General features: G+C 66.3%; 21 protein-coding genes. 5 read left to right on the plus strand and 16 right to left on the minus strand.

Annotated features, from left to right (window positions below; translation table 11 throughout):
• Nucleotides 1–77: 77 nt before the first annotated feature.
• Nucleotides 78–1,511 carry an IS1380 family transposase gene (locus L1066_RS18730; RefSeq protein ID WP_207082367.1) on the plus strand — a complete coding sequence of 478 codons (1,434 nt, stop codon included), beginning with the start codon at nucleotides 78–80 and terminating at the stop codon, nucleotides 1,509–1,511.
• On the opposite strand, the gene L1066_RS18735 is transcribed toward L1066_RS18730, so the two are convergent.
• From L1066_RS18735 to L1066_RS18760, 6 genes are all read right to left on the minus strand, one after another.
• On the minus strand, nucleotides 1,404–2,432 hold the full coding sequence (locus tag L1066_RS18735; RefSeq protein WP_235737720.1) for a hypothetical protein: 1,029 nt from the start codon (nucleotides 2,430–2,432) through the stop codon (nucleotides 1,404–1,406). The two genes, L1066_RS18730 and L1066_RS18735, sit on opposite strands and share 108 nt — an antisense overlap.
• Nucleotides 2,366–2,743 (minus strand): hypothetical protein, encoded by a 378-nt coding sequence (locus L1066_RS18740; protein ID WP_235737721.1) that lies wholly within the window; start codon nucleotides 2,741–2,743, stop codon nucleotides 2,366–2,368. The genes L1066_RS18735 and L1066_RS18740 overlap by 67 nt, the downstream gene beginning before the upstream one ends.
• A complete protein-coding gene (locus L1066_RS18745) occupies nucleotides 2,743–3,063 on the minus strand; it encodes a hypothetical protein (protein WP_235737722.1) in 321 nt (106 codons plus the stop codon). Before L1066_RS18745 ends, L1066_RS18740 begins: the two co-directional genes overlap by 1 nt.
• A 119-nt stretch (nucleotides 3,064–3,182) precedes the next feature.
• Nucleotides 3,183–3,815, minus strand: a complete 633-nt coding sequence (locus L1066_RS18750) for a hypothetical protein (protein ID WP_235737723.1) — start codon at nucleotides 3,813–3,815, stop codon at nucleotides 3,183–3,185.
• A 3-nt stretch (nucleotides 3,816–3,818) separates the two neighbouring features.
• Nucleotides 3,819–4,259 carry a single-stranded DNA-binding protein gene (locus L1066_RS18755; RefSeq protein WP_235737724.1) on the minus strand — a complete coding sequence of 147 codons (441 nt, stop codon included), beginning with the start codon at nucleotides 4,257–4,259 and terminating at the stop codon, nucleotides 3,819–3,821.
• Between the two features lie 98 nt (nucleotides 4,260–4,357).
• Nucleotides 4,358–6,118, minus strand: coding sequence for a type IV secretory system conjugative DNA transfer family protein (locus L1066_RS18760; RefSeq protein ID WP_235737725.1), 1,761 nt, complete (start codon nucleotides 6,116–6,118; stop codon nucleotides 4,358–4,360).
• 86 nt (nucleotides 6,119–6,204) lie between these two features.
• Here L1066_RS18760 and L1066_RS18765 point away from each other — a divergent pair, with 86 nt between their 5' ends.
• Entirely contained in the window at nucleotides 6,205–6,351 is a 147-nt protein-coding gene (locus L1066_RS18765) for a hypothetical protein (protein WP_235737726.1), read from the plus strand.
• Between the two features lie 365 nt (nucleotides 6,352–6,716).
• On the opposite strand, the gene L1066_RS18770 is transcribed toward L1066_RS18765, so the two are convergent.
• The 3 genes from L1066_RS18770 to L1066_RS29205 all read right to left on the minus strand — a co-directional run bounded on the left by L1066_RS18770 (nucleotide 6,717) and on the right by L1066_RS29205 (nucleotide 9,462).
• Nucleotides 6,717–7,829 carry an ArdC-like ssDNA-binding domain-containing protein gene (locus L1066_RS18770; protein WP_235737727.1) on the minus strand — a complete coding sequence of 371 codons (1,113 nt, stop codon included), beginning with the start codon at nucleotides 7,827–7,829 and terminating at the stop codon, nucleotides 6,717–6,719.
• A 212-nt stretch (nucleotides 7,830–8,041) separates the two neighbouring features.
• The gene (locus tag L1066_RS18775) at nucleotides 8,042–9,190 is read right to left on the minus strand and encodes an FAD-dependent oxidoreductase (protein WP_446499920.1); all 1,149 of its coding nucleotides are present in this window, start codon (nucleotides 9,188–9,190) and stop codon (nucleotides 8,042–8,044) included.
• Nucleotides 9,187–9,462 (minus strand): FAD-dependent oxidoreductase, encoded by a 276-nt coding sequence (locus tag L1066_RS29205; protein WP_446499921.1) that lies wholly within the window; start codon nucleotides 9,460–9,462, stop codon nucleotides 9,187–9,189. The genes L1066_RS18775 and L1066_RS29205 overlap by 4 nt, the downstream gene beginning before the upstream one ends.
• Nucleotides 9,463–9,576: 114 nt before the next feature.
• On the opposite strand from L1066_RS29205, the gene L1066_RS18780 reads away from it, so the two are divergent.
• Nucleotides 9,577–9,969, plus strand: a complete 393-nt coding sequence (locus tag L1066_RS18780; protein ID WP_446499922.1) for a heavy metal-responsive transcriptional regulator — start codon at nucleotides 9,577–9,579, stop codon at nucleotides 9,967–9,969.
• Between the two features lie 38 nt (nucleotides 9,970–10,007).
• Here L1066_RS18780 and L1066_RS18785 read toward each other — a convergent pair whose 3' ends face one another.
• The 7 genes from L1066_RS18785 to L1066_RS18815 all read right to left on the minus strand — a co-directional run bounded on the left by L1066_RS18785 (nucleotide 10,008) and on the right by L1066_RS18815 (nucleotide 15,810).
• Nucleotides 10,008–10,157: a hypothetical protein gene (locus L1066_RS18785; protein WP_235737728.1), complete on the minus strand. Its 150-nt coding sequence runs from the start codon at nucleotides 10,155–10,157 to the stop codon at nucleotides 10,008–10,010.
• Between the two features lie 212 nt (nucleotides 10,158–10,369).
• The gene (locus L1066_RS18790) at nucleotides 10,370–11,908 is read right to left on the minus strand and encodes a putative type IV secretion/conjugal transfer ATPase (RefSeq protein WP_376707702.1); all 1,539 of its coding nucleotides are present in this window, start codon (nucleotides 11,906–11,908) and stop codon (nucleotides 10,370–10,372) included.
• A complete protein-coding gene (locus L1066_RS18795) occupies nucleotides 11,905–12,300 on the minus strand; it encodes a hypothetical protein (protein ID WP_235737729.1) in 396 nt (131 codons plus the stop codon). Before L1066_RS18795 ends, L1066_RS18790 begins: the two co-directional genes overlap by 4 nt.
• Before the next feature lie 57 nt (nucleotides 12,301–12,357).
• A complete protein-coding gene (locus L1066_RS18800) occupies nucleotides 12,358–13,827 on the minus strand; it encodes an SCO6880 family protein (RefSeq protein ID WP_235737730.1) in 1,470 nt (489 codons plus the stop codon).
• Complete coding sequence (locus L1066_RS18805; protein ID WP_235737731.1) at nucleotides 13,824–15,095, minus strand: TrbL/VirB6 family protein; 1,272 nt, start codon at nucleotides 15,093–15,095, stop codon at nucleotides 13,824–13,826. The genes L1066_RS18800 and L1066_RS18805 overlap by 4 nt, the downstream gene beginning before the upstream one ends.
• Nucleotides 15,096–15,144: 49 nt before the next feature.
• Nucleotides 15,145–15,417 (minus strand): DUF6112 family protein, encoded by a 273-nt coding sequence (locus L1066_RS18810; RefSeq protein ID WP_067430786.1) that lies wholly within the window; start codon nucleotides 15,415–15,417, stop codon nucleotides 15,145–15,147.
• A 102-nt stretch (nucleotides 15,418–15,519) separates the two neighbouring features.
• A complete protein-coding gene (locus L1066_RS18815; protein ID WP_235737732.1) occupies nucleotides 15,520–15,810 on the minus strand; it encodes a DUF6112 family protein in 291 nt (96 codons plus the stop codon).
• A gap of 92 nt (nucleotides 15,811–15,902) precedes the next feature.
• Here L1066_RS18815 and cmtR point away from each other — a divergent pair, with 92 nt between their 5' ends.
• Nucleotides 15,903–16,277: a Cd(II)/Pb(II)-sensing metalloregulatory transcriptional regulator CmtR gene (gene cmtR, locus L1066_RS18820; protein ID WP_235737733.1), complete on the plus strand. Its 375-nt coding sequence runs from the start codon at nucleotides 15,903–15,905 to the stop codon at nucleotides 16,275–16,277.
• The coding region (locus L1066_RS18825; protein ID WP_446499923.1) for a P-type ATPase actuator domain-containing protein at nucleotides 16,274–17,010 on the plus strand (737 nt) is incomplete at its 3' end. The genes cmtR and L1066_RS18825, both read left to right, overlap by 4 nt.

A 17,010-nucleotide genomic window follows, 5' to 3' on the forward strand; every position in this document is an offset into this window, starting at 1 on the left:
CGAGAATGCCCTTGTGTAGCGGGAGAATCGGAGTTCTTGAGGCAACGATTCGACCGAACACAAGGGACATCTCTGAGGTGAAACTCTCTCACACGTCGCGGGCGACGTCGGCGGTCTTCGATGATCCGAATCTCGTGTCGGCCGGTGGTCTGGTTCCGGTGCTCGCGTTGGCCGAGTCCGCTGGGCTGCGTGATCTGGCGGATCAGCACTTGACGGTGCCGGGCGACAAGGGCGCGAACGCCGGGTTGAAGGTCGCCTCGCTGGTCGGTGGGATGGTCGCTGGTGCCGATTCGATCGATGACATGGCGCTGTTGCGTCACGGCGGCATGGGGAGGGTATTCGCCCGCGCCTACGCGCCTTCGACGTTGGGTTCCTTCCTGCGGGCGTTCACCTTCGGGCACGTGCGTCAGCTCGACGCGATCGCGTCGAGGTTCCTCATCGCGCTGGCAGGACTCACCGAGCTGTTGCGTCCGTCAGCCGAGGTGAGCCCGGATGCAGACGCGAGTGCTGACTACGCGTTGCTCGATGTCGACGACACGATCATCGAGGTCCATGGCCACGCCAAGCAGGGCGCCGGGTTCGGCTACTCAGGTGTCCGTGGCCTCAACGCCCTGCTCGCCACCCTCACCATCGCCGGCGCCGTCCCGGTGATCGTGGCCCAACGGCTCCGCAAGGGCTCGACTGGGTCACCACGCGGTGCGAAGCGACTGGTCGGCGATGCGGTGCGGACCGCCCGACGACTGCTCGACAAGTCCCACCCGGTCCTAGTGCGGATGGATTCGGCGTTCTACGGCCGCGGACCAGTTCACGCCGCCCTCAAGGGTGGGGCCGCGGTGTCGGTGACCGTGCGGATGGACAAGCGGGTCAAGGCCGCCATCGCCACCATCGACGACGATGCGTGGACCACCATCGAGTACACCGATGCCGTCTTCGACGAAGCCAGTGGCCGGTGGGTCTCACGGGCCGAGGTCGCCGAGATCGGTTTCACCGCGTTTGCCGCCCAGAAGAAGACCGACCACGTGCCGGGCCGGCTGGTGGTCCGGCGGATCCCGGACTTCAACGCCGAGAAGAACAAGGCAGCCGGCCAAGACACCCTGTTCGACACCTGGCGGTTCCATGCGTTCTTCACCACCACCGACGCCGACGTGCTCGACACCGTCGCCGCCGATGCGATCCACCGCCATCACGCGGTCATCGAGCAGGTCCACGCTGACCTCAAACACGCAGCGTTGGCGCACCTGCCGTCCGGGGTGTTCACTGCCAACGCGGCCTGGTTGGTGCTCGCCGTGATGGCGTTCAACCTCACCCGAGCCGCCGCCAGCCTCACCGACCCGCAGATCGCGAAGGCCACCACCGCCACGATCCGTCGCAAGCTGATCACCGTGCCAGCACGGGTCGCGACCTCAGCACGACGGGTCACTCTGCATCTGCCACAAGCCTGGCCCTGGGAGACCGCCTGGACTGCCTTGTTTGACCGAGTCAGCGACCCGCCACCCGCCCTCGCGGCCTGACCAACCAGCAGCCACAGCTGCGCGACGAGGAACAACGTGGAACACCCCGGACAGTGAGGTCCGGCAGATCATCGCGCCCCGGCGCCCCCACCCGGCGACGACCACCATCACCTCATCCCGGCCATGCCGATCGGTGGATCCGGGCTTAACCGCGCCACCGGCGGACAGGTCAACGCGAGGGATACCGATGCGCATCAGGTAGCTGCGGTCGTCGGCGCCGGCCGCGATGGTGTCGGCGATGCGGCGGTCGATGTGAGTGAACAACGCGTCGAGGTGCCGCAGTGCCCGCGCTTCGACGGGGGTGTTGGGATCGATGCCTCGAATCCGCGATGCGGCGAGAGCACCTTGCGCGGCGGCCACTCCGTGGCCAACGAGGCCGCGGAGGTTGCGGGTCTGGTCGACCAGCAGCGAGTAGGTCTCGGCCCGTTCGGCCCACATCGCGGCGACGTCGCGATGGCCGCTCACGGCCGGGGCGAGGTTGGCGGCGTGGTGGGAGACGATGCGTTGGGAGTCCAAGATCAGTCGCAGGCTGTACGCGTCGGGTTGGTAGCTGAGCCGTACGAGGAGGTTGTTCTCTGCTTGAAGTACCCCGCCCAGACCGGGAAGAGTGGGCCCGTCAGCCAGCCGCACGGGTGGACGCCAGCCGCTGCGGTCGACGGCGTAGTCAGGTTCGCTGTATCCCGCGTGGGCGGCGCAGACGACGGCTGCCCGGCCGAGCAGATCGGCTTCGTCGATCGGTTCCCAGTCGGGAATGGCAGCGGTGTAGCGGCGGTCGAGCCCGGTGAGGGCACGGGTGATCTCGGAGGCGTCCTTGAGGACGGTCATCGCTTGGGCGTCGGTCAGGTGGCCGTAGCTCAGTCCGGCAGCGAAGTCGTGTTCTCCGAGGGCGGCGCCTTTGGCTGCTTGTCGCCAGAGGTCCACGACGTGGTTCGGGTGTGGCGTGGCCAGTTGGTCCACGGTGGGGAGGGAGCGGCATAGGCGGAGCGTGCCGCGGCGAGCCTGTACCGCAGTTCCTCTGCCGGCCCGCGGGTGCGTGGTGTCGTCCCGCCGAGTTCGGCGTGGGGGTTGGATGCTCGTACGGCCTGCTGGCACCACACGGTGATGCTGTGCCGGAACGATCCGATCAGCTCGACAGCATCGGCAGGCAGGTCGTCGACGTCAGAACGGTTGCGGGTGATTTGCATGAGTGTGCCGAGTGCTTCCCGCAGTTGGGCGGTGTTGTCGCCGTACATCAGAACTCACTGATGTCCGCGCACGGGTCGTCGCGGTCTCGTGCCACGTCGAGCATGTCGAGCAGCAGCTCGACTTGGAGTTTGTCGACGCCATGGTCGGTGAGTTCCTTGACTGCGCTGACGGCGATCGCGTGCAAGATCGCGCGGTCGTCGGTGAAGCCGCTCGCATCGAGCGCGGGGATGTCGTCGCCGTGGATGAGGTCGAGGTAAAGCAGTGCGTGCTCGTATTCGACGGCGCTGTCGAACGTTGCGGCCTCGTCGGCCAGGGCTGCGATGTAGGAGCGGGCTTCGGCCAGGGTGACCGCGTGGGCAAGGAGCATGATTGGTTTCCCTTCGATCGAGTGAAGTGCTTTGGCAGTCACCGTCCGCCACCTGGGCCCGCAGCTGTCGGGTGAACCGGGGTGCCTGTGGACGAGTCGGCCTTCGTCCACAGGCACGGTCAGGACGCTCGTTGCGTGACTTGGTCCTCGACTTGGCGGCGTGCGGTGACGTCGTCCATGACGAACTGGACGAAGTCGGCGTCCCGGTCGCTCACCTCTGCTTCGTGACCGGCCTCAAGCGAGGGTTCGCCAGGCCAGGTCGTCTGTCGGGTGGGGCGGTCCCGGTCGAGGCGGGTGCCGCAGGCTGAGACCCAGTCGCGGAGCCGGTTGCGGGCATCGGCGAAGTCTCGGTGCCAGCCCAACGGGGACGACGGGGAGGCGTCGGGGCCGTAGGAATTCAGCCAGTGCAGGTGAAGTGCGGAGAGTTCCCAGACGAGTTCGTCGTGTCGGTGCCACATCGGAGGAACCACGGTCGGCGCTAGTCCGTAGGTGCCGCGAAGCCAGTTAACCCAGGCATTGAGGTCGAGCCACTCGGCTTCGGCCTCGTCGGCACCGAGGGTGTTCCAGTTGATCGGCCCCAACGGTTCCGCCAACGACGATGACTCGAAAGACTCCGACCACCCGGACTCATCGGATGAGGCGGCAGGTGGGTTGAGCGTGTCGAGGTTCTCCCACGTGTCGAACACCGGATGGCGTTCGTCATCGAGCAACGAGGGCTGCACTCCGTTCGCGTCGGAGGGCTTGGATGCCATGGCTCAGAGCCCGATCGCAGCAGGCGGCTCGACCGTACGGTCGGATTCACGACCGGCCTCGGGGCCAGCGTCCCGTTCGGGCGCCGGCGTCGGACGGTCAACGTTGTAGCGGGTGCGGGCGGTGTCGTGCCCGATCCTGCGAGCGACGAACTCTTCACGCTGCACGGTGGCGCCGTCGCGCTCGAACTCATACTCGTGGACGTAGCCAGAGGCGACGAACTGGTCTCCGGCCCGGAATCGGGCGTAGGCTCGTTCGGCGGAGGACTTGAACAGCACCATGTCGCAGAACTGCGGGTCGAGTTTGGTGAACGCACCGTCTGCTTCTTTGCGCCACTGCTCGATTCCGACTCGTGCGCGGAATCTGGCCACGTCGCTCTTTCCGTACGTCAGCTCGGGTGCAGTGGCGATGAAGCCGTGCAGGCTCATCTGCGTTGGGATCGTCATTGTCGACTCCTGACCTCGCGCGACGCCATGACTGGCAATCGCTCTCAGAAGTCAGGTGCACGCCACCCGACCGACCCGGCGCTCAGGCGTACGACCGTTCAGCGTTGCCGCAGAGCTGACTCGGTTGCAGTCCGATTTGTGCGGAGCTGTGCCGCGTCCTTGCGTGAGGTCCACGGTCGCAGGTCGGTGACGAGCGGTGGCGAGCTGCGCAGCAGAAGGAGAGCGGTGCCGAACGGCAGGGTGCGGATGGTCTCGGGTGGCATGACCGGCACGCGCCTGGTGGAGCGTTGGAGGGACCGGGAGCCGTAGTCGCCCACGGAGATGGTGTCGGTCTTCTCGTCGCGTTCGCCGATGAGTGCGGAGAGGTCCTGCAGGTCGCGTGCTGAGGATGTGCCGCCGAGGATGATCTTGACGATGGAGGCGTCCCAGATCGCGCCTGCGGCGTGATCGCCCCACTTGTCGCGTACCTGGGAGAGCGACTGGAGGACGGGCATCGTGGTGATTCCTGTGCCGCCGCCTTCGGCCATCAGCACCGGCAGTGAGGGCAGCGGCGACAGGTTGCCGATCTCATCGAGAGCCAACAGCAATGGTGGGTCGAGACGTGCGCCGGGGGATTGGGCGGCCAGGCGGCGTGCGGTCTCGACGAGGTCTTCGATGAAAGCAGCGACCAGTGACCAGGAGGCACCTGCTCCCGCGCCGGTGGCCAGCAAGTAGAGGGTGCCGTTGTTGGCGAGGAACTCAGTTGGGTCGAAGTGCTCGTCGGCTCGTGGAGTGACGGCGTCGAGGACCCGGGGGTCGGCAAGGCAAGACAGGGCCAGCGAGACGCCCATCCAGATCGAGTCGCGGGTACGGGCGTCGGCGTGGATCATCGAGTCCAGCGACTCTCCCCACCCTGTCGCTGCCCCGGAGTGGGAGGCCAGGATCGCCACCGCGTCGGCCGCGGAGGATGGTGACAGTGTCCAAGCGAACAGGTCGGCGGGGCTGCGGTGATCGAGCGCCGCGGCGTGCAGCAGCGCTTGGAGTGCGGTGCGGGTCTTGCCTTCCCAGAACCCGCCGGACTCGACGCCACCGGCCGAGAGCCCAGTGGCCGAAGCGAGTCCGGTGGCGCGGATCATTGCGGTCAGCGGGTCCTCACAGCCACGGACCGGGGACCAGCGCAGCCCAGCCGGGAGCCCTTCGGCCAAGCACTGGGGATCGAACACGGCTACAGGGCCGCGTTCTCGCCGGGCGGTGATGGTGGCGGCGATGTTGTCGGGCCGGGTTGCGGTGGTCACGACGGCGCCGGGTGCGTCGAGGATGGCGTTGATCACGACGTGCAGGCCTTTGCCGGAACGGGGTGGACCGAGCACCAGGACCGAGTCCTCAACCGAGGCCCAGATCTCCATCCCGCGAGATTGCCCGAGCAGGTAGCCGACCTCACCGGGTTCGGCGCGGTCGAGGCTCGGCCGCAAGGTTGCGCTGCGCGACAGCAGCGCCTTCTTCGAGGCCGTCGATGTGACGTCGTGGCGGGTGGCGACCCCGACTAGACGTCGCGGATCCTGACGCGACGCGTGCCGCATCGCTGCAACACGGCGCCACACCGCAAAAGCGCAGGTGCCGACGACAGCGAGCATGAGAACGAACGCAGCCCAGTAGGCCCACCCCGCGAAGTCAGCGTGCAGCACCCGGCCGGGATTGGTCGGGTCGGCGAGGACGTGGAGTCCGGCTGCCCAGTCTGCATCGGGCTGATCGACTCCGCTCACCCACGCGGTCACGGTGCCAGCGAACCTCAGTGCCGCTGCAACCAGCCCGAGTGCTGCGATCCCGACCAGGGCGAGGTTGACGAGCGTGTCGTCGACGGGCCGGGCACCGCCGTTCACGACGCCTCACGAACCGGCTCGGGTGCTTCGCTTGAGGTGACTCGGACGGACCCTGAGGTTGCTCCGACCAACACCACGTCAGCCCGGTGTCGTTCGAGAAGCGCCACGGGGAGGCGCAACTCAATGCTCCCGTCGGCCTCGGCTGCGCTGCGGTAGATCACGACCGCGACCGTGACCTCCTCACCGCTGCTGAACCCGGTGCCGGTGACCTCACCTGTTCCCAGATGGGCTGACAACCTTGTGTGACGCGCATCTGGGTCCTCCGCGCTGGCAGGGGACGTGACAGCGAGCGTGGGTGCTCCTGAGCCGAGTGCTGGCTCGAAGGTGTGGAAGTCGGTGAACAACTTGCCGTTAGGTTCGTGGATTTCCACACGCAGGGCAGAGCCGCGCTCGGATGCGATCCGGTCAAGCAACGGCCGCAGGTCGGTACGTGACAGCCTCGACTCCTCGCCGGAAGCGATATCAGGGACCTGAGCGTCGTCAACCGTCACGGCGAGGCGTCCCTGCTTGTCGACGTCAACCCGGACCAACGGGAGGACGACCGGGACTCGTGGCCGGTTGGTGGATCGCCGATACGCGGTCGCGGGGTTGAGCAGGCTCATAGTCCGACCGCCTGCTCGGTTTGTTCGATGACAGGACGCGACTCGGGCGTATCCGTGCTGCGGCCCGGAGCCTGACGGCCCGGCACCCGTCGTTGCGTGGTCTCTCGGATGAGTCCGGGAGGGTCGCCGTCGCCGACTTGGGCGGTGTCGAGTTGGTCGAGCACGCGAAGGGAGGTCGTACGGACTCGCTCTGCAGTGGCTTGCACGACTTCGACGGGGTCGGCGCCGGGGACGCTGCTTGCCCAACTCGACACGTACGGGACGGTGTATGTGGTGGTGTCGAGGCCGTGGGCGGCGCCGATCATGAGGGCCACGGACTCGGCCTCTACCTCGGCGATGCCACGGTGCAGGACAGCATCGATGGCTGCGCCGTCGGTCGCGCCACTGGCGTCAGGGGAGTGGAGCATGACGTGCCCGAGTTCGTGGGCTAGGGTCTTGACCCGTGCAGCATCGTCCATGTCGGCACGCACTGACACTTGCCGGGTGGAGAAGTCGGTGAGCCCGTTTGCGCCTCCGATCGCCGCAGCATCGGGGACCTGGTGAAGCGTGAACCCGTGGGCTTCGACCTGGGCTGCGAGTCCTTCCCACAGTCCCGCTGGCGCATGACCAGACAACAGTGTGGGCGCCGGCTGTGTGGGCAACGGATCGCCATCGGTCTGGGAGACGTCCCACACATACGCGGGCCGTAACCCAACCATCTTCGTTCGCGCGACCTCACCCGGCTGGGGGCGTTCGCCGCGGCCCAGACGGCGCCACGACTCGCTGTTGTTCGGGGTGCGGGAAGCGAACCGAGCGGTGACTGGGGCAAGGATCCCGTACCCGGATTGGCCCTTCATCACTTGGCGCCCAAGTGTCTGCCATTGCTTGAACCCCGCCACGTACGTCGGAGTCGGCGCCAGAACCCGCCCGAGTTGGAAGGCCTCGTTGTGCTGGATGTAGATCAGCATCGTGTTGTTGAAGGACCTGGAGCGGAACCGTGCCGAGAACTCCAACGCTCGGCGCCAGTCCTCACCGCTGACCAACGCGCCCACCGATTCGGTCAGCTTCGTGTGGAGCGCATCGAGCTTCGCCTCCCGTGCCTGTTGGGAGTCGCGTGTCTGATGCCGCATGCCGGCTCACCTCCCTGACGTGTCATCAGTCAGGTGTGCTCCCGTTGCCCCACGGCCGAAATCGCTATCTACTTTGGTTTCGTTCGATTTAGCCGAGCGGTCCCAGATACCTCACGCCGGAGCGTAGTGGCCACGACGTAGACCTTGAGCGAGAGACCAGGCATGACGGCTCGTCGCCGTCGCCCCCGCTCTTGAGAACTCGTGCGTAATCCTCATGCGCAGCAGGACAGTTGCGAGGGGTCGGTGGTGAAGGCCTTGGCGGCGATCCGGATGCCTTCGGCCATGGTCAGGTAGGGGGCCCATGTGTCGGCGACCTCGGCGATGGTCTTGCCCAAGAGGTGGACGCCGGCGGCGGCCAGTTCGCCGGCGTCCTTGGCAACGGCGGTCAGACCGAGAATCTCGCTTGTGTCGGCGTTCACGACCATCTTGATGAACCCGCGGGTGTCGCGGTTCACCAGTGCGCGGGGTACGTGGTGCAGGGGCAGCACGCGGCAGTCGCAGGGGATGCCGGCGGCGATGACGTCTTTCTCGGTCATGCCGACCGCGCCGATGGCGGGGCTGGTGAAGGTCACCCGCGGTAGCCGTGCGTAGTCGATGGCTCTCTCGGTGTGGGAGAGGGCATTCTCGGCGACCAGGGTGCCATGGTGGGCGGCTACGTACACGAACTCGGGGTGCCCGGTGACATCACCCGCCGCCCAGATCCGCGGGTTGGATGACCGCAGTTGATCCGTGACCACGACCTCCCCGGCCTGGCCAGTCTTCACTCCGACGGCGAGAAGGTTCAGTCCGTCAGTGACGGGGCGGCGGCCGAGGGCGACCAGGACCTGGCCGGCGCGAAACTCTCGTGTTCCGCTGGCGACGTCGGCGCTCACGACGACCGCGCCGCCTGTTTCGCGGGAGACTCGAGTCGGTACTGCGTGGCGGACAACGCGGATTCCCTCGTCGGCGAACACCTCCTCAAGCGCCCTGGAGACCTCTGGTTCCTCCTTCGATGCCAGCCGGGAGCGCACCAGCATGGTGACGTTCGCCCCCAGCCGGGCGAACAGTTGTGCCTGCTCTAGGGCGACGTAGCCGCCGCCGAGTACGAGCAGTGACTCGGGGACCTTGGTCAGCTCCATCGCCGTGGTCGAGGTCAGGTGCTCTGCTTCGTCTAGGCCGTCGATCGGCGGTGCCCAAGGCCGGGAACCGGTGGCGAGCAGATAGTGCTCGGCCTCAACGGTCGCGACGCTCCCGCCGATCTCGGTGACCTCCAAAAGTGGTGCATCAGGCGTGCCTGCGAACGCGGCGTCTCCTCGTCGGACCTGCCAGCCGTAGGAGTCGGCGACGTCGGCGTACTTCTCGCGGCGCAGTGATTCGATCAAAGTCTGCTTCCCCCGATCAAAGCGGCCATATCGACGGGGCCCGCCTTCGTCGCGATCCCCGGGAAGCGCTCTGAGGCGTCCTCTGCGACGTGGCGCGCATTGGCTGCGGCAATGAGGGCCTTCGAGGGAACACAGCCGGTGTTCACGCAGGTCCCGCCGAGCGTGCCGCGCTCGATCATCACCACCGACTTCCCTAGCGTGGTGGCGCGGATCGCGGCGGCGAACGCGCCACCGCCGGATCCGATGATGGCGAGGTCGAACTTTGTATGCATGGCTGCTCCTGTCACCGCTTGGCTGTCACCGCTTGGCTGTCTCCGTGTCAGCCATACTGGACCTTCCAGTACAGGGGAAGGTCAAGCACACGCCCCGATGATCGATCGGAATCCATGATGCGCATCGGAGAACTCGCCCAACGGGCGGGCACGACGGCCAAGACGCTGCGGTTCTACGAGAAGCAGGGGCTACTCCCACCGGCGGAGCGCACACCGTCGGGATATCGGGACTACGAGCCCGATGCTGTCAACCGGATCGACTTCGTCCACCGCGGCCAAGCGGCAGGTCTCACCCTCGCCCAAATCCGCCAGATCATCGACATTCGTGACAGTGGCGTCTCGCCCTGCGAGCACGTTCGGGATATTCTCCACACCCGCCTGTCTGAGATTGAGCAGCAGATTGCCCAACTCACCGCACTGCACGAATCTATCGCAGGCCTGCGCGACGCGGCTGCCGACCCCGCACCCGACACTTGTGACCCCGGTCTGGTCTGCCGATACGTTTGAACTGCTCTCGAATGCCGGACCTGAACGCCGCCATTGCGCTACGCCCAGATTCTCCAACCGGCATCGAGAATCACCCAGTCGACTCGGCGGCTGAAGTCGAACAGCAGTTGGAGAGCGGTCGGCATACATGTCGTGGACAACGACTCCGGGGTGTGATCTTGATCGGCAATGACCGTGATGTCGGTCATTGGGGAAGCCGAGCTTCTAGGGTTGAATGTGTGCCTGAGACTCGCGACCCCTCCGGGGACTGACAGGTGACTAACGTGAGCGGGCCAGCCCGCACGAAGATCACCCAGGTCGTCGAGGTTGCCGAGAAGCACAGATCGCCTTGTATCTCGGGCCGATCGCTGCCGCGGTGCTGTTCGGTCTTGTGCCCAGCCGCCTATGCTGAAACACAGTGCTACCCCCGTGAGTTCCCGGCAGAATCGCCTTCAGAATTTCTGAACTCACGGGAGATTCCGGTCATCCGGCCGGCCGTGTCGAACAAATCGAACTCGGCGGGATGCATCTGATGTTGCACAACGAACGAGCGGTGCTTGATCCGCCACAGGCCCTGCCCAGTGCCGAGCGTGGGCAGCAGAGATTGCTCGGTGCGGGTGAGCCCCAGGGCGGATGCGGTGCTGCCGAGTTGGTCGGATTCTTGGCGGTACACCACGCGTGTCTCGGCGTTCGCCAGCAGCGAGGACGCCAAGGCTCGCATAGCGGAGCCGGAGTCGCCGACGTTCTCGAGGTCGGACAGTTTGTGGAACACCAGCATGTTCGCGATCCCGTAGTGCCGTGCGAGGCGCCAGTGGGCGTCCATGCGTCGCAGCAGTGCGGGATGGGACATGAGTCGCCAGGCCTCGTCGTACACGACCCAGCGTTGTCCGCCGTTCGGGTCCAGGAGCGCGGACTCCATCCACGCCGACGCGCACGTCATCAGCACCGAGACCAGGGTTGCGTTCTCGGTGACGCGCGAGAGGTCAAGGGAGATCATCGGCAGCGTCGGATCGAACCGCACGGTCGAGGGGCCATCGAACAGCCCAGCGAGGTCGCCGGCAACCAGACGGCGCAGGGCGTGGCCGGGCAGGCGTCCGTCTTCGGCCAACCTGCTGTCCGGCTTCGTGGCGGGGTCGGGCTCCAGGAGTCTGTCGACGACCAGTGGCAGCACCGGCACTTCTGCGGTGCGTACGACGTCGGCCAGCGCGATGTCGATCGCGGTGTGCTCCAACGGTGAGAGCCGCCGGTCAAGCACGGTCTCGGCCAGCGCTCCGAGTAGGTCGCGTCGACGGGCGGTGACCTGCGCGAGCCATTGAGCGTCGTCGATGCCGCCCGGGCGGTGTCCTTCGTCGAGCGGGTTCAACCTGGTGGCCATCCCGTGGCCGAGCGCGATGGCTCGACCGCCCACGGCTTCGGCGACGGCTGTGTGTTCACCTTTCGGGTCGCCGGGGATGTAGACACGACGTCCGAACGGGATCGAGCGTGTGTAGAGGCTCTTGGCCAGCGATGACTTCCCCGAGCCGACGATTCCGGCCAACACGACGTTCGGTGCGGTGATCAGCCCACGGGCGTAGAGCACCCACGGGTCGTAGACAAACGAACTGCCCGAATAGAGGTCCTGGCCGACGAAGACACCGTCGCTGCCCAGCCCGCCCTCGGCGAGAAACGGGTACGCCCCCGCAAGGGTGGCGGAGGTGTCCTGGTGGCGGGGTAGCCGCAGTCGGCCGGGTGAGCGCAACGCCGCCGGGCCTGGTTCGCCAGCCTTGGGGAGCAAGACAGTCGCCTTCCGTTCGGCGACCAGCGCATCGGCCTTGGCCTTCGCCGCCGACTTCTGCTCCGAGCGGTCCCGGGCCAGCAAGTCACGTGCCGCGAGCTTGCGGGCCTTGCGGTCGCGACGTCGTTCCCGCTTCGGAGCAACCAGGACTGCGCTGTGTAGTCGCGATCCGTCCCCGTCGATCACAGCGACACCCCGTTGGCGGTGTGCCCGCGACCAGGGGCTGCGTGGTGGCGGGGCTGGTAGACGATCGTCGCCTCGGACGCGTGTGCACTGTCGATGGACTTGCCGACACTGTTCAGCATCTCCGCGGCGCGGTGCAGGTCCCACGATGCGCGATAGGCCGCGCCGGTCTGGCGCGGGTCGATGATCGTCGCGTCCGCGCGTGCTCCATGCTCGTCATGAAACGAGCCGATTTGATGCAGGGCTTGGCTCAACGATGCGATGGCCTGCGACAAGGACCCGAGCACGCCGTAGATCTGCGTCGGGTCATCGATACGTCGGGTGGCGTGCGCGAGACCGCGCAACGCTTGCTCAGCTTCGGTGGCATCGACGGCGGGGTCTTCGAACGACGGCATGGTGTGCTCCAGAGGTGTCGGGGATGGTCACCAACGAGGTGTGTACGGCTGCCCGGGTCAGATGCTGCGGCACAGCGGCAGCGCAGCCGCGCTGAACGCTTGTGCTTGCTGTCCCCAGAGCCGTCTGGTTTCGCAGGACGCCTGGATGGCTGCTTGCTCGATGTCGGCGATGGCTCTTTCGAGTTCGTCCGGGTCGCCTGCGGTGATGGCGATGAGTCCGGTGACCCGGAGGATCCCGTGCCCGGCGGTGAGGTCGGCCTCTTGCTGCAGGACGTCGTTGTACTCGGCGCTGTGTTGCGCGTCTTCGATCTGCCCGATCCGTTGGCGTTGCGCGGCATCGGAGACGTACTCGGTCTTCTTCTTCCGAATGTCGCGGGCGGCCTGGTCGGTGCGCATGGGGGTGTAGAGCAGGGTGAAGGTGCGGCGGATCCCCGACGACAGCAGCACGGGGGCCAGGAAGCCCGGAAACACCAGTGATCTGGGCCATTCGCTGATCCACAGCACGCAGTGGTGCGCGGAGTCTGACCGCAATGACGACCAGCTTTCGGTGACCGCGACCGGGCCGGCAGTGGCGAGGTCACGGCCGACGTCGCCGTGTCGCTCCAGGGCAGCACCGACGTCGGGGTCGTAGGCGCCGCGCAGGATCACGGCCAGATCGCCGGGTTCGAGCCAGTCCGACGGGGAGAGGTCAGCGGAGCGGAGCGCGGCCACGATGGTCGACATCTCTTGTCGCAGCACGGCAGCAGATCCGCGGTTGCCCCCTCCTGCGGCTCGGATTGCCCGGCCAGCGGTCTTGAGGTCCAGGGACAGCGAGATGGTGGAGGCGTGCCGTTCGCCGGCGGGTCCGGCGCGGTCGATGAGTTCGCCGTACGTCGTCGCGGCAAACGAGTCGTCCCCGGTGCCGTGCTGGTGCCACCACTCGGCCAGTCCCTTCCCGGAGTCGGGCAGGGTCCGCTCCATGATCTGCAGCGATGCGATGCGTCCGGAGCGGCATGCGGTGGCCAGGACTCGTCCCCAACCGGTGACGCGGCGTTGTTGTTCGAGGGGGTCGAGCAGGATGAATGCCGGGTGCGCGACCGCGACGATCGCGGTCAGAGTGTTGCGGTGCGGGTCGTGCACCATCACAGCGCCGGTCTCGGGGTCGAGCCATTGCCGCAAGGGGGCGGCATCACCGGGCAATGCAAGGGTGCCGACAGGTCGCGGGGCAACGACGCGTCGCCGGTAGATGAGTTGTCCGCCGGTGGATCGCCACAACCAGACGGCGGCGATGGGAAGCCACTGGATGAGCTTGTGGCCACCGACTCCGACAAACGCGAGTGCGGCGCAGAAGAGAATGACGGGGAAGGCGACGATCAGGCTAGCCCCGCCGCCGACGTACAGCGAGAACACGAGCATCACGGCGCCTATCCCCATGACGACGAGTTGGGAGGCGGCCAGTCCGAACAGGACACCTCGCCGGGTGAGGCGGGAGAACTTCACCGGCTGGAGTTCGTAGTCACCGGGCTTCGAGGAGGTAGCGGCGTTCATGACTTGCCTCCAGAACGGTTGGATCCACGATTCGACATCGGAGGAGTGGGATCTGCGGTGTGGCCCGGAACAGTCCCGGAAGCGCCGGTCGGAGCAGCGGCCTGATCGGCCTGGCCAGAGGCTTGGCTGGAGACGAAGTTGCCCAACTTGGGTCCGGCGCTCGCGGCTTCCTTGGCGACCACAGCACCTGCTGCGACCGCGCCACCCGCGGCAGCACCGCCCCCACCAGATCCCGCGCCACCTGAACTTCCCGCGTTGGGTGCGGCAGTCGGGGCCGGGGCACCACCCGAACCACCAGTTCCACCACCACCGTTGCCCCCGCCGAGGATCTTCGGCACAGTGCCGCCGGCTCCGCCGCCTGAGGGAATCGGGAGCGGTCGGTTCATGGCGGACTTGGCTTCCTGTTCGGCTGACATCGCGTGGTACATGTCGAAGCCCATGAAGCTGATCGCCTTGTAGGTCATGTACGGCGCGAACCCGGCCATCAGCATTAGCACCACACCCGCGATCGGCTCGCTCACCGATTGCAGATCAGCATCGATCGGTGCCGACACTTGAGCGGTCGCGAGCAGGAAAATCACCACGAGCACGAGCTTGGACAAGATCAGCGCGATCACGAACGTCGCCCACTTCCCGATCCAGCCGCGGGTCTGGTCCCACGAAGCACCGGCCAGGGCAATCGGGGCGAAGACGATGGCAACCAGCAGAAGGGCCTTGCGGACCAGCAGGCTGATCCACACGATCACGGCTGCGCTGATCGCCATCCCGGCGAGGAAGATCGTCAGAATCGCTGCGGCCCCCGGTGCTTTGAGGCTGAGTCCGCCGATGCCGACAGCCAAGAGCGCGATGCGGTCGCCCATCTCGTCCATGTTGGTGCCGGCGGCGTTGACTATCCCGATGGTGAGTTGGTCGGTGATCTCCAGAGCCAGCGCGAGGAGTGTGATGGCGACGAAGGACCCGAGGACCGATTTGGCCAAGCCAGTCAGGGCTCTGGTCAGTGCGGCGGGTTCTCGTCGGATCATGCCGCCGATGACCTGGAGCATGAAGAAGCCGAGCATCACGAACACCGCGACCCCGAACAGGATGTTGTAGACCTTCATGTATTCGTCGCTGGTGATGTCGACCGAGGTGGTGGAGTCGAAGACGGACCAGACCGACTCAAACATCCACTCAGCTGCGTTGCCCATACCCTCGGCGAGCCAGTCGAACGGCGCGGTCACCAGACTCGCGGCCGCATCACCGGCCTTGTCGCACACGGTGGAGACCACCGGTAGATCGCAGACGCCCATCGCCGTTGCTCCCGTCGCTTGCTGAAGTTCAGACCGCTTGGCCGACGTTCCAGAAGAAGTTGACCAACGCGACAGATGCGCCGGTCACGATCGCGGCGCCGAGGGCGATGACGACGCCCAACTTGCCGCGGCCGGCCAGGTGGGGGTTGGACGAGTTCGAGCCCATCGCCCACACGACGGCCGAGATGATCAACGCGAGGACGGCCAGGATCAGGCCGACGGTCATTGAGGCGCCGACGATCTTTCGGAGCTGTCCGATGCCGGGCAGTCCGTTGGAGTTCGGGTCGATGGTGATGTCCATCGGCAGAACCTGAACAAGAGCGGGAAGTAGATCAAGGTGAATCACGATTCCTCCTGAAGTCGCTGGGTGTACCTGTTCGAGAGGTGCGCACACGCGCGCAGGTCAGAGCACGGCGCCGACGTCGAGGAGCCAGTTCGCCCAGGCGAGAGCCCCACCAGTGAGGGCTGCTCCGCCGAGGGCGACAAAGACTCCGGCTTTCGCTTTCGAGGCGGACTGCCAGCTGCCGTTTGACGATGCGATGGCCCAGGCCGCGGCAGAGACGATCAGCATCAGGCACGCGAAGAGGAGGCCGTAGGTCAGCAGTGCGCCAATGACCTCACGCATGTCGCGGGCGCCACCAACAGCGCCGAAGTCAGGGCCGACAGCCCGCGCCATCACATCAATTGTTGTCATGCTCGGTAGGTGCGGCGAGGGTGTCGGTCAGTTGATTGGCGCCGGAGGCAAGCCTGGAGCCAATAGGTCAGTAGATGCTGTATGGTCATCGCATGCTGACTATTGCTTCCCGTGTTGATGTGATGAATCGGTTGGGCCGGGCGATGGCTGATCCGACGAGGTCGCGGATCTTGTTGTCGTTGCTGGGCTCGCCGGGGTATCCGGCGAAGTTGGCGCGGGAGTTGGAGTTGACGCGGACGAACGTGTCGAACCATCTGACGTGTCTGCGGGGATGCGGGATCGTGGTTTCCGAGCCCGAGGGGCGGCAGACTCGGTATGAGATCGCTGATCCGCATCTGAGCGCTGCACTGACAGCGCTTGTCGATGTCACGTTGGCAGTGGATGAGAACGTGCCGTGTATGGACCCGGGCTGCACCGTGCTTGGTTGCTGCGAGGCTGAGGTTCCGTCATCGGAGGACGTCTCGTGAGCGCGGCGTGCGGGTGTGACGAGCCGTCCACTCCCGCAGTGGATGGGGCTGAAGATCCGGCGAGTCCGTGGTGGCGGGACCGGGGCCTGCTGATCCCGATCTTCTCGGGTATCGCGTTCGTCGTGGGGCTGGCTCTGGAGTGGTCATCGCTGGAGGCAGCGGCATCGTTGATGTTCTGGCTCGGCCTGTTGTTGGGTGCGTACACGTTCGTACCCGGCGCGATCCGAAACTTGGTCAAGCGCAAACTCGGGATCGCTCTGCTGATGACGATCAGCGCAGTGGGCGCAGTTCTTCTCGGCTACGTCGAGGAGGCTGCCGCGTTGGCGTTCTTGTACTCGATCGCGGAAGCGTTGGAAGACAAGGCGATGGACCGTGCCCGCGGTGGCCTACGGGCTTTGCTGAAACTGGTGCCCGAGACCGCGACCGTAGTCCGCGACGGCAGCATGGTCGAGGTGCCGGTGAGAGAGATCCTGGTCGGGCAAGTGATGGTGGTCGGACCCGGGGAACGGGTAGCGACCGACGGAGTCGTCCGCGCGGGGCGGTCGAGCCTGGACACGTCGGCGATCACAGGCGAGTCGATCCCAATTGAGGTCGAACCCGGCGATGAGATCTCGGCAGGCGCGATCAATACCGCCGGCGTGCTGGAGGTCGAAACGACCGCGGCTGGCACGGACAACTCACTGACCACGATCGTGGAACTGGTGGAGCAGGCCCAGACCGAGAAGGGCGACCG

Source organism: Nocardioides alcanivorans (genome assembly GCF_021555175.1).
Lineage (GTDB): Bacteria > Actinomycetota > Actinomycetes > Propionibacteriales > Nocardioidaceae > Nocardioides > Nocardioides alcanivorans.

What these genes read in the sequence shown, in the direction of transcription:
- L1066_RS18750 (WP_235737723.1), bottom strand. Translation starts at nt 3,815, where the DNA reads ATGGCATCCAAGCCCTCCGACGCGAACGGAGTGCAGCCCTCGTTGCTC.
- L1066_RS18770 (WP_235737727.1), bottom strand. Translation starts at nt 7,829, where the DNA reads ATGCGGCATCAGACACGCGACTCCCAACAGGCACGGGAGGCGAAGCTC.
- L1066_RS18795 (WP_235737729.1), bottom strand. Translation starts at nt 12,300, where the DNA reads ATGCCGTCGTTCGAAGACCCCGCCGTCGATGCCACCGAAGCTGAGCAA.
- L1066_RS18755 (WP_235737724.1), bottom strand. Translation starts at nt 4,259, where the DNA reads ATGACGATCCCAACGCAGATGAGCCTGCACGGCTTCATCGCCACTGCA.
- L1066_RS18810 (WP_067430786.1), bottom strand. Translation starts at nt 15,417, where the DNA reads ATGGACATCACCATCGACCCGAACTCCAACGGACTGCCCGGCATCGGA.
- L1066_RS18800 (WP_235737730.1), bottom strand. Translation starts at nt 13,827, where the DNA reads ATGAACGCCGCTACCTCCTCGAAGCCCGGTGACTACGAACTCCAGCCG.
- cmtR (WP_235737733.1), top strand. Translation starts at nt 15,903, where the DNA reads ATGCTGACTATTGCTTCCCGTGTTGATGTGATGAATCGGTTGGGCCGG.
- L1066_RS18745 (WP_235737722.1), bottom strand. Translation starts at nt 3,063, where the DNA reads ATGCTCCTTGCCCACGCGGTCACCCTGGCCGAAGCCCGCTCCTACATC.
- L1066_RS18740 (WP_235737721.1), bottom strand. Translation starts at nt 2,743, where the DNA reads ATGTACGGCGACAACACCGCCCAACTGCGGGAAGCACTCGGCACACTC.
- L1066_RS18815 (WP_235737732.1), bottom strand. Translation starts at nt 15,810, where the DNA reads ATGACAACAATTGATGTGATGGCGCGGGCTGTCGGCCCTGACTTCGGC.
- L1066_RS18780 (WP_446499922.1), top strand. Translation starts at nt 9,577, where the DNA reads ATGATGCGCATCGGAGAACTCGCCCAACGGGCGGGCACGACGGCCAAG.
- L1066_RS18785 (WP_235737728.1), bottom strand. Translation starts at nt 10,157, where the DNA reads ATGACCGACATCACGGTCATTGCCGATCAAGATCACACCCCGGAGTCG.
- L1066_RS29205 (WP_446499921.1), bottom strand. Translation starts at nt 9,462, where the DNA reads ATGCATACAAAGTTCGACCTCGCCATCATCGGATCCGGCGGTGGCGCG.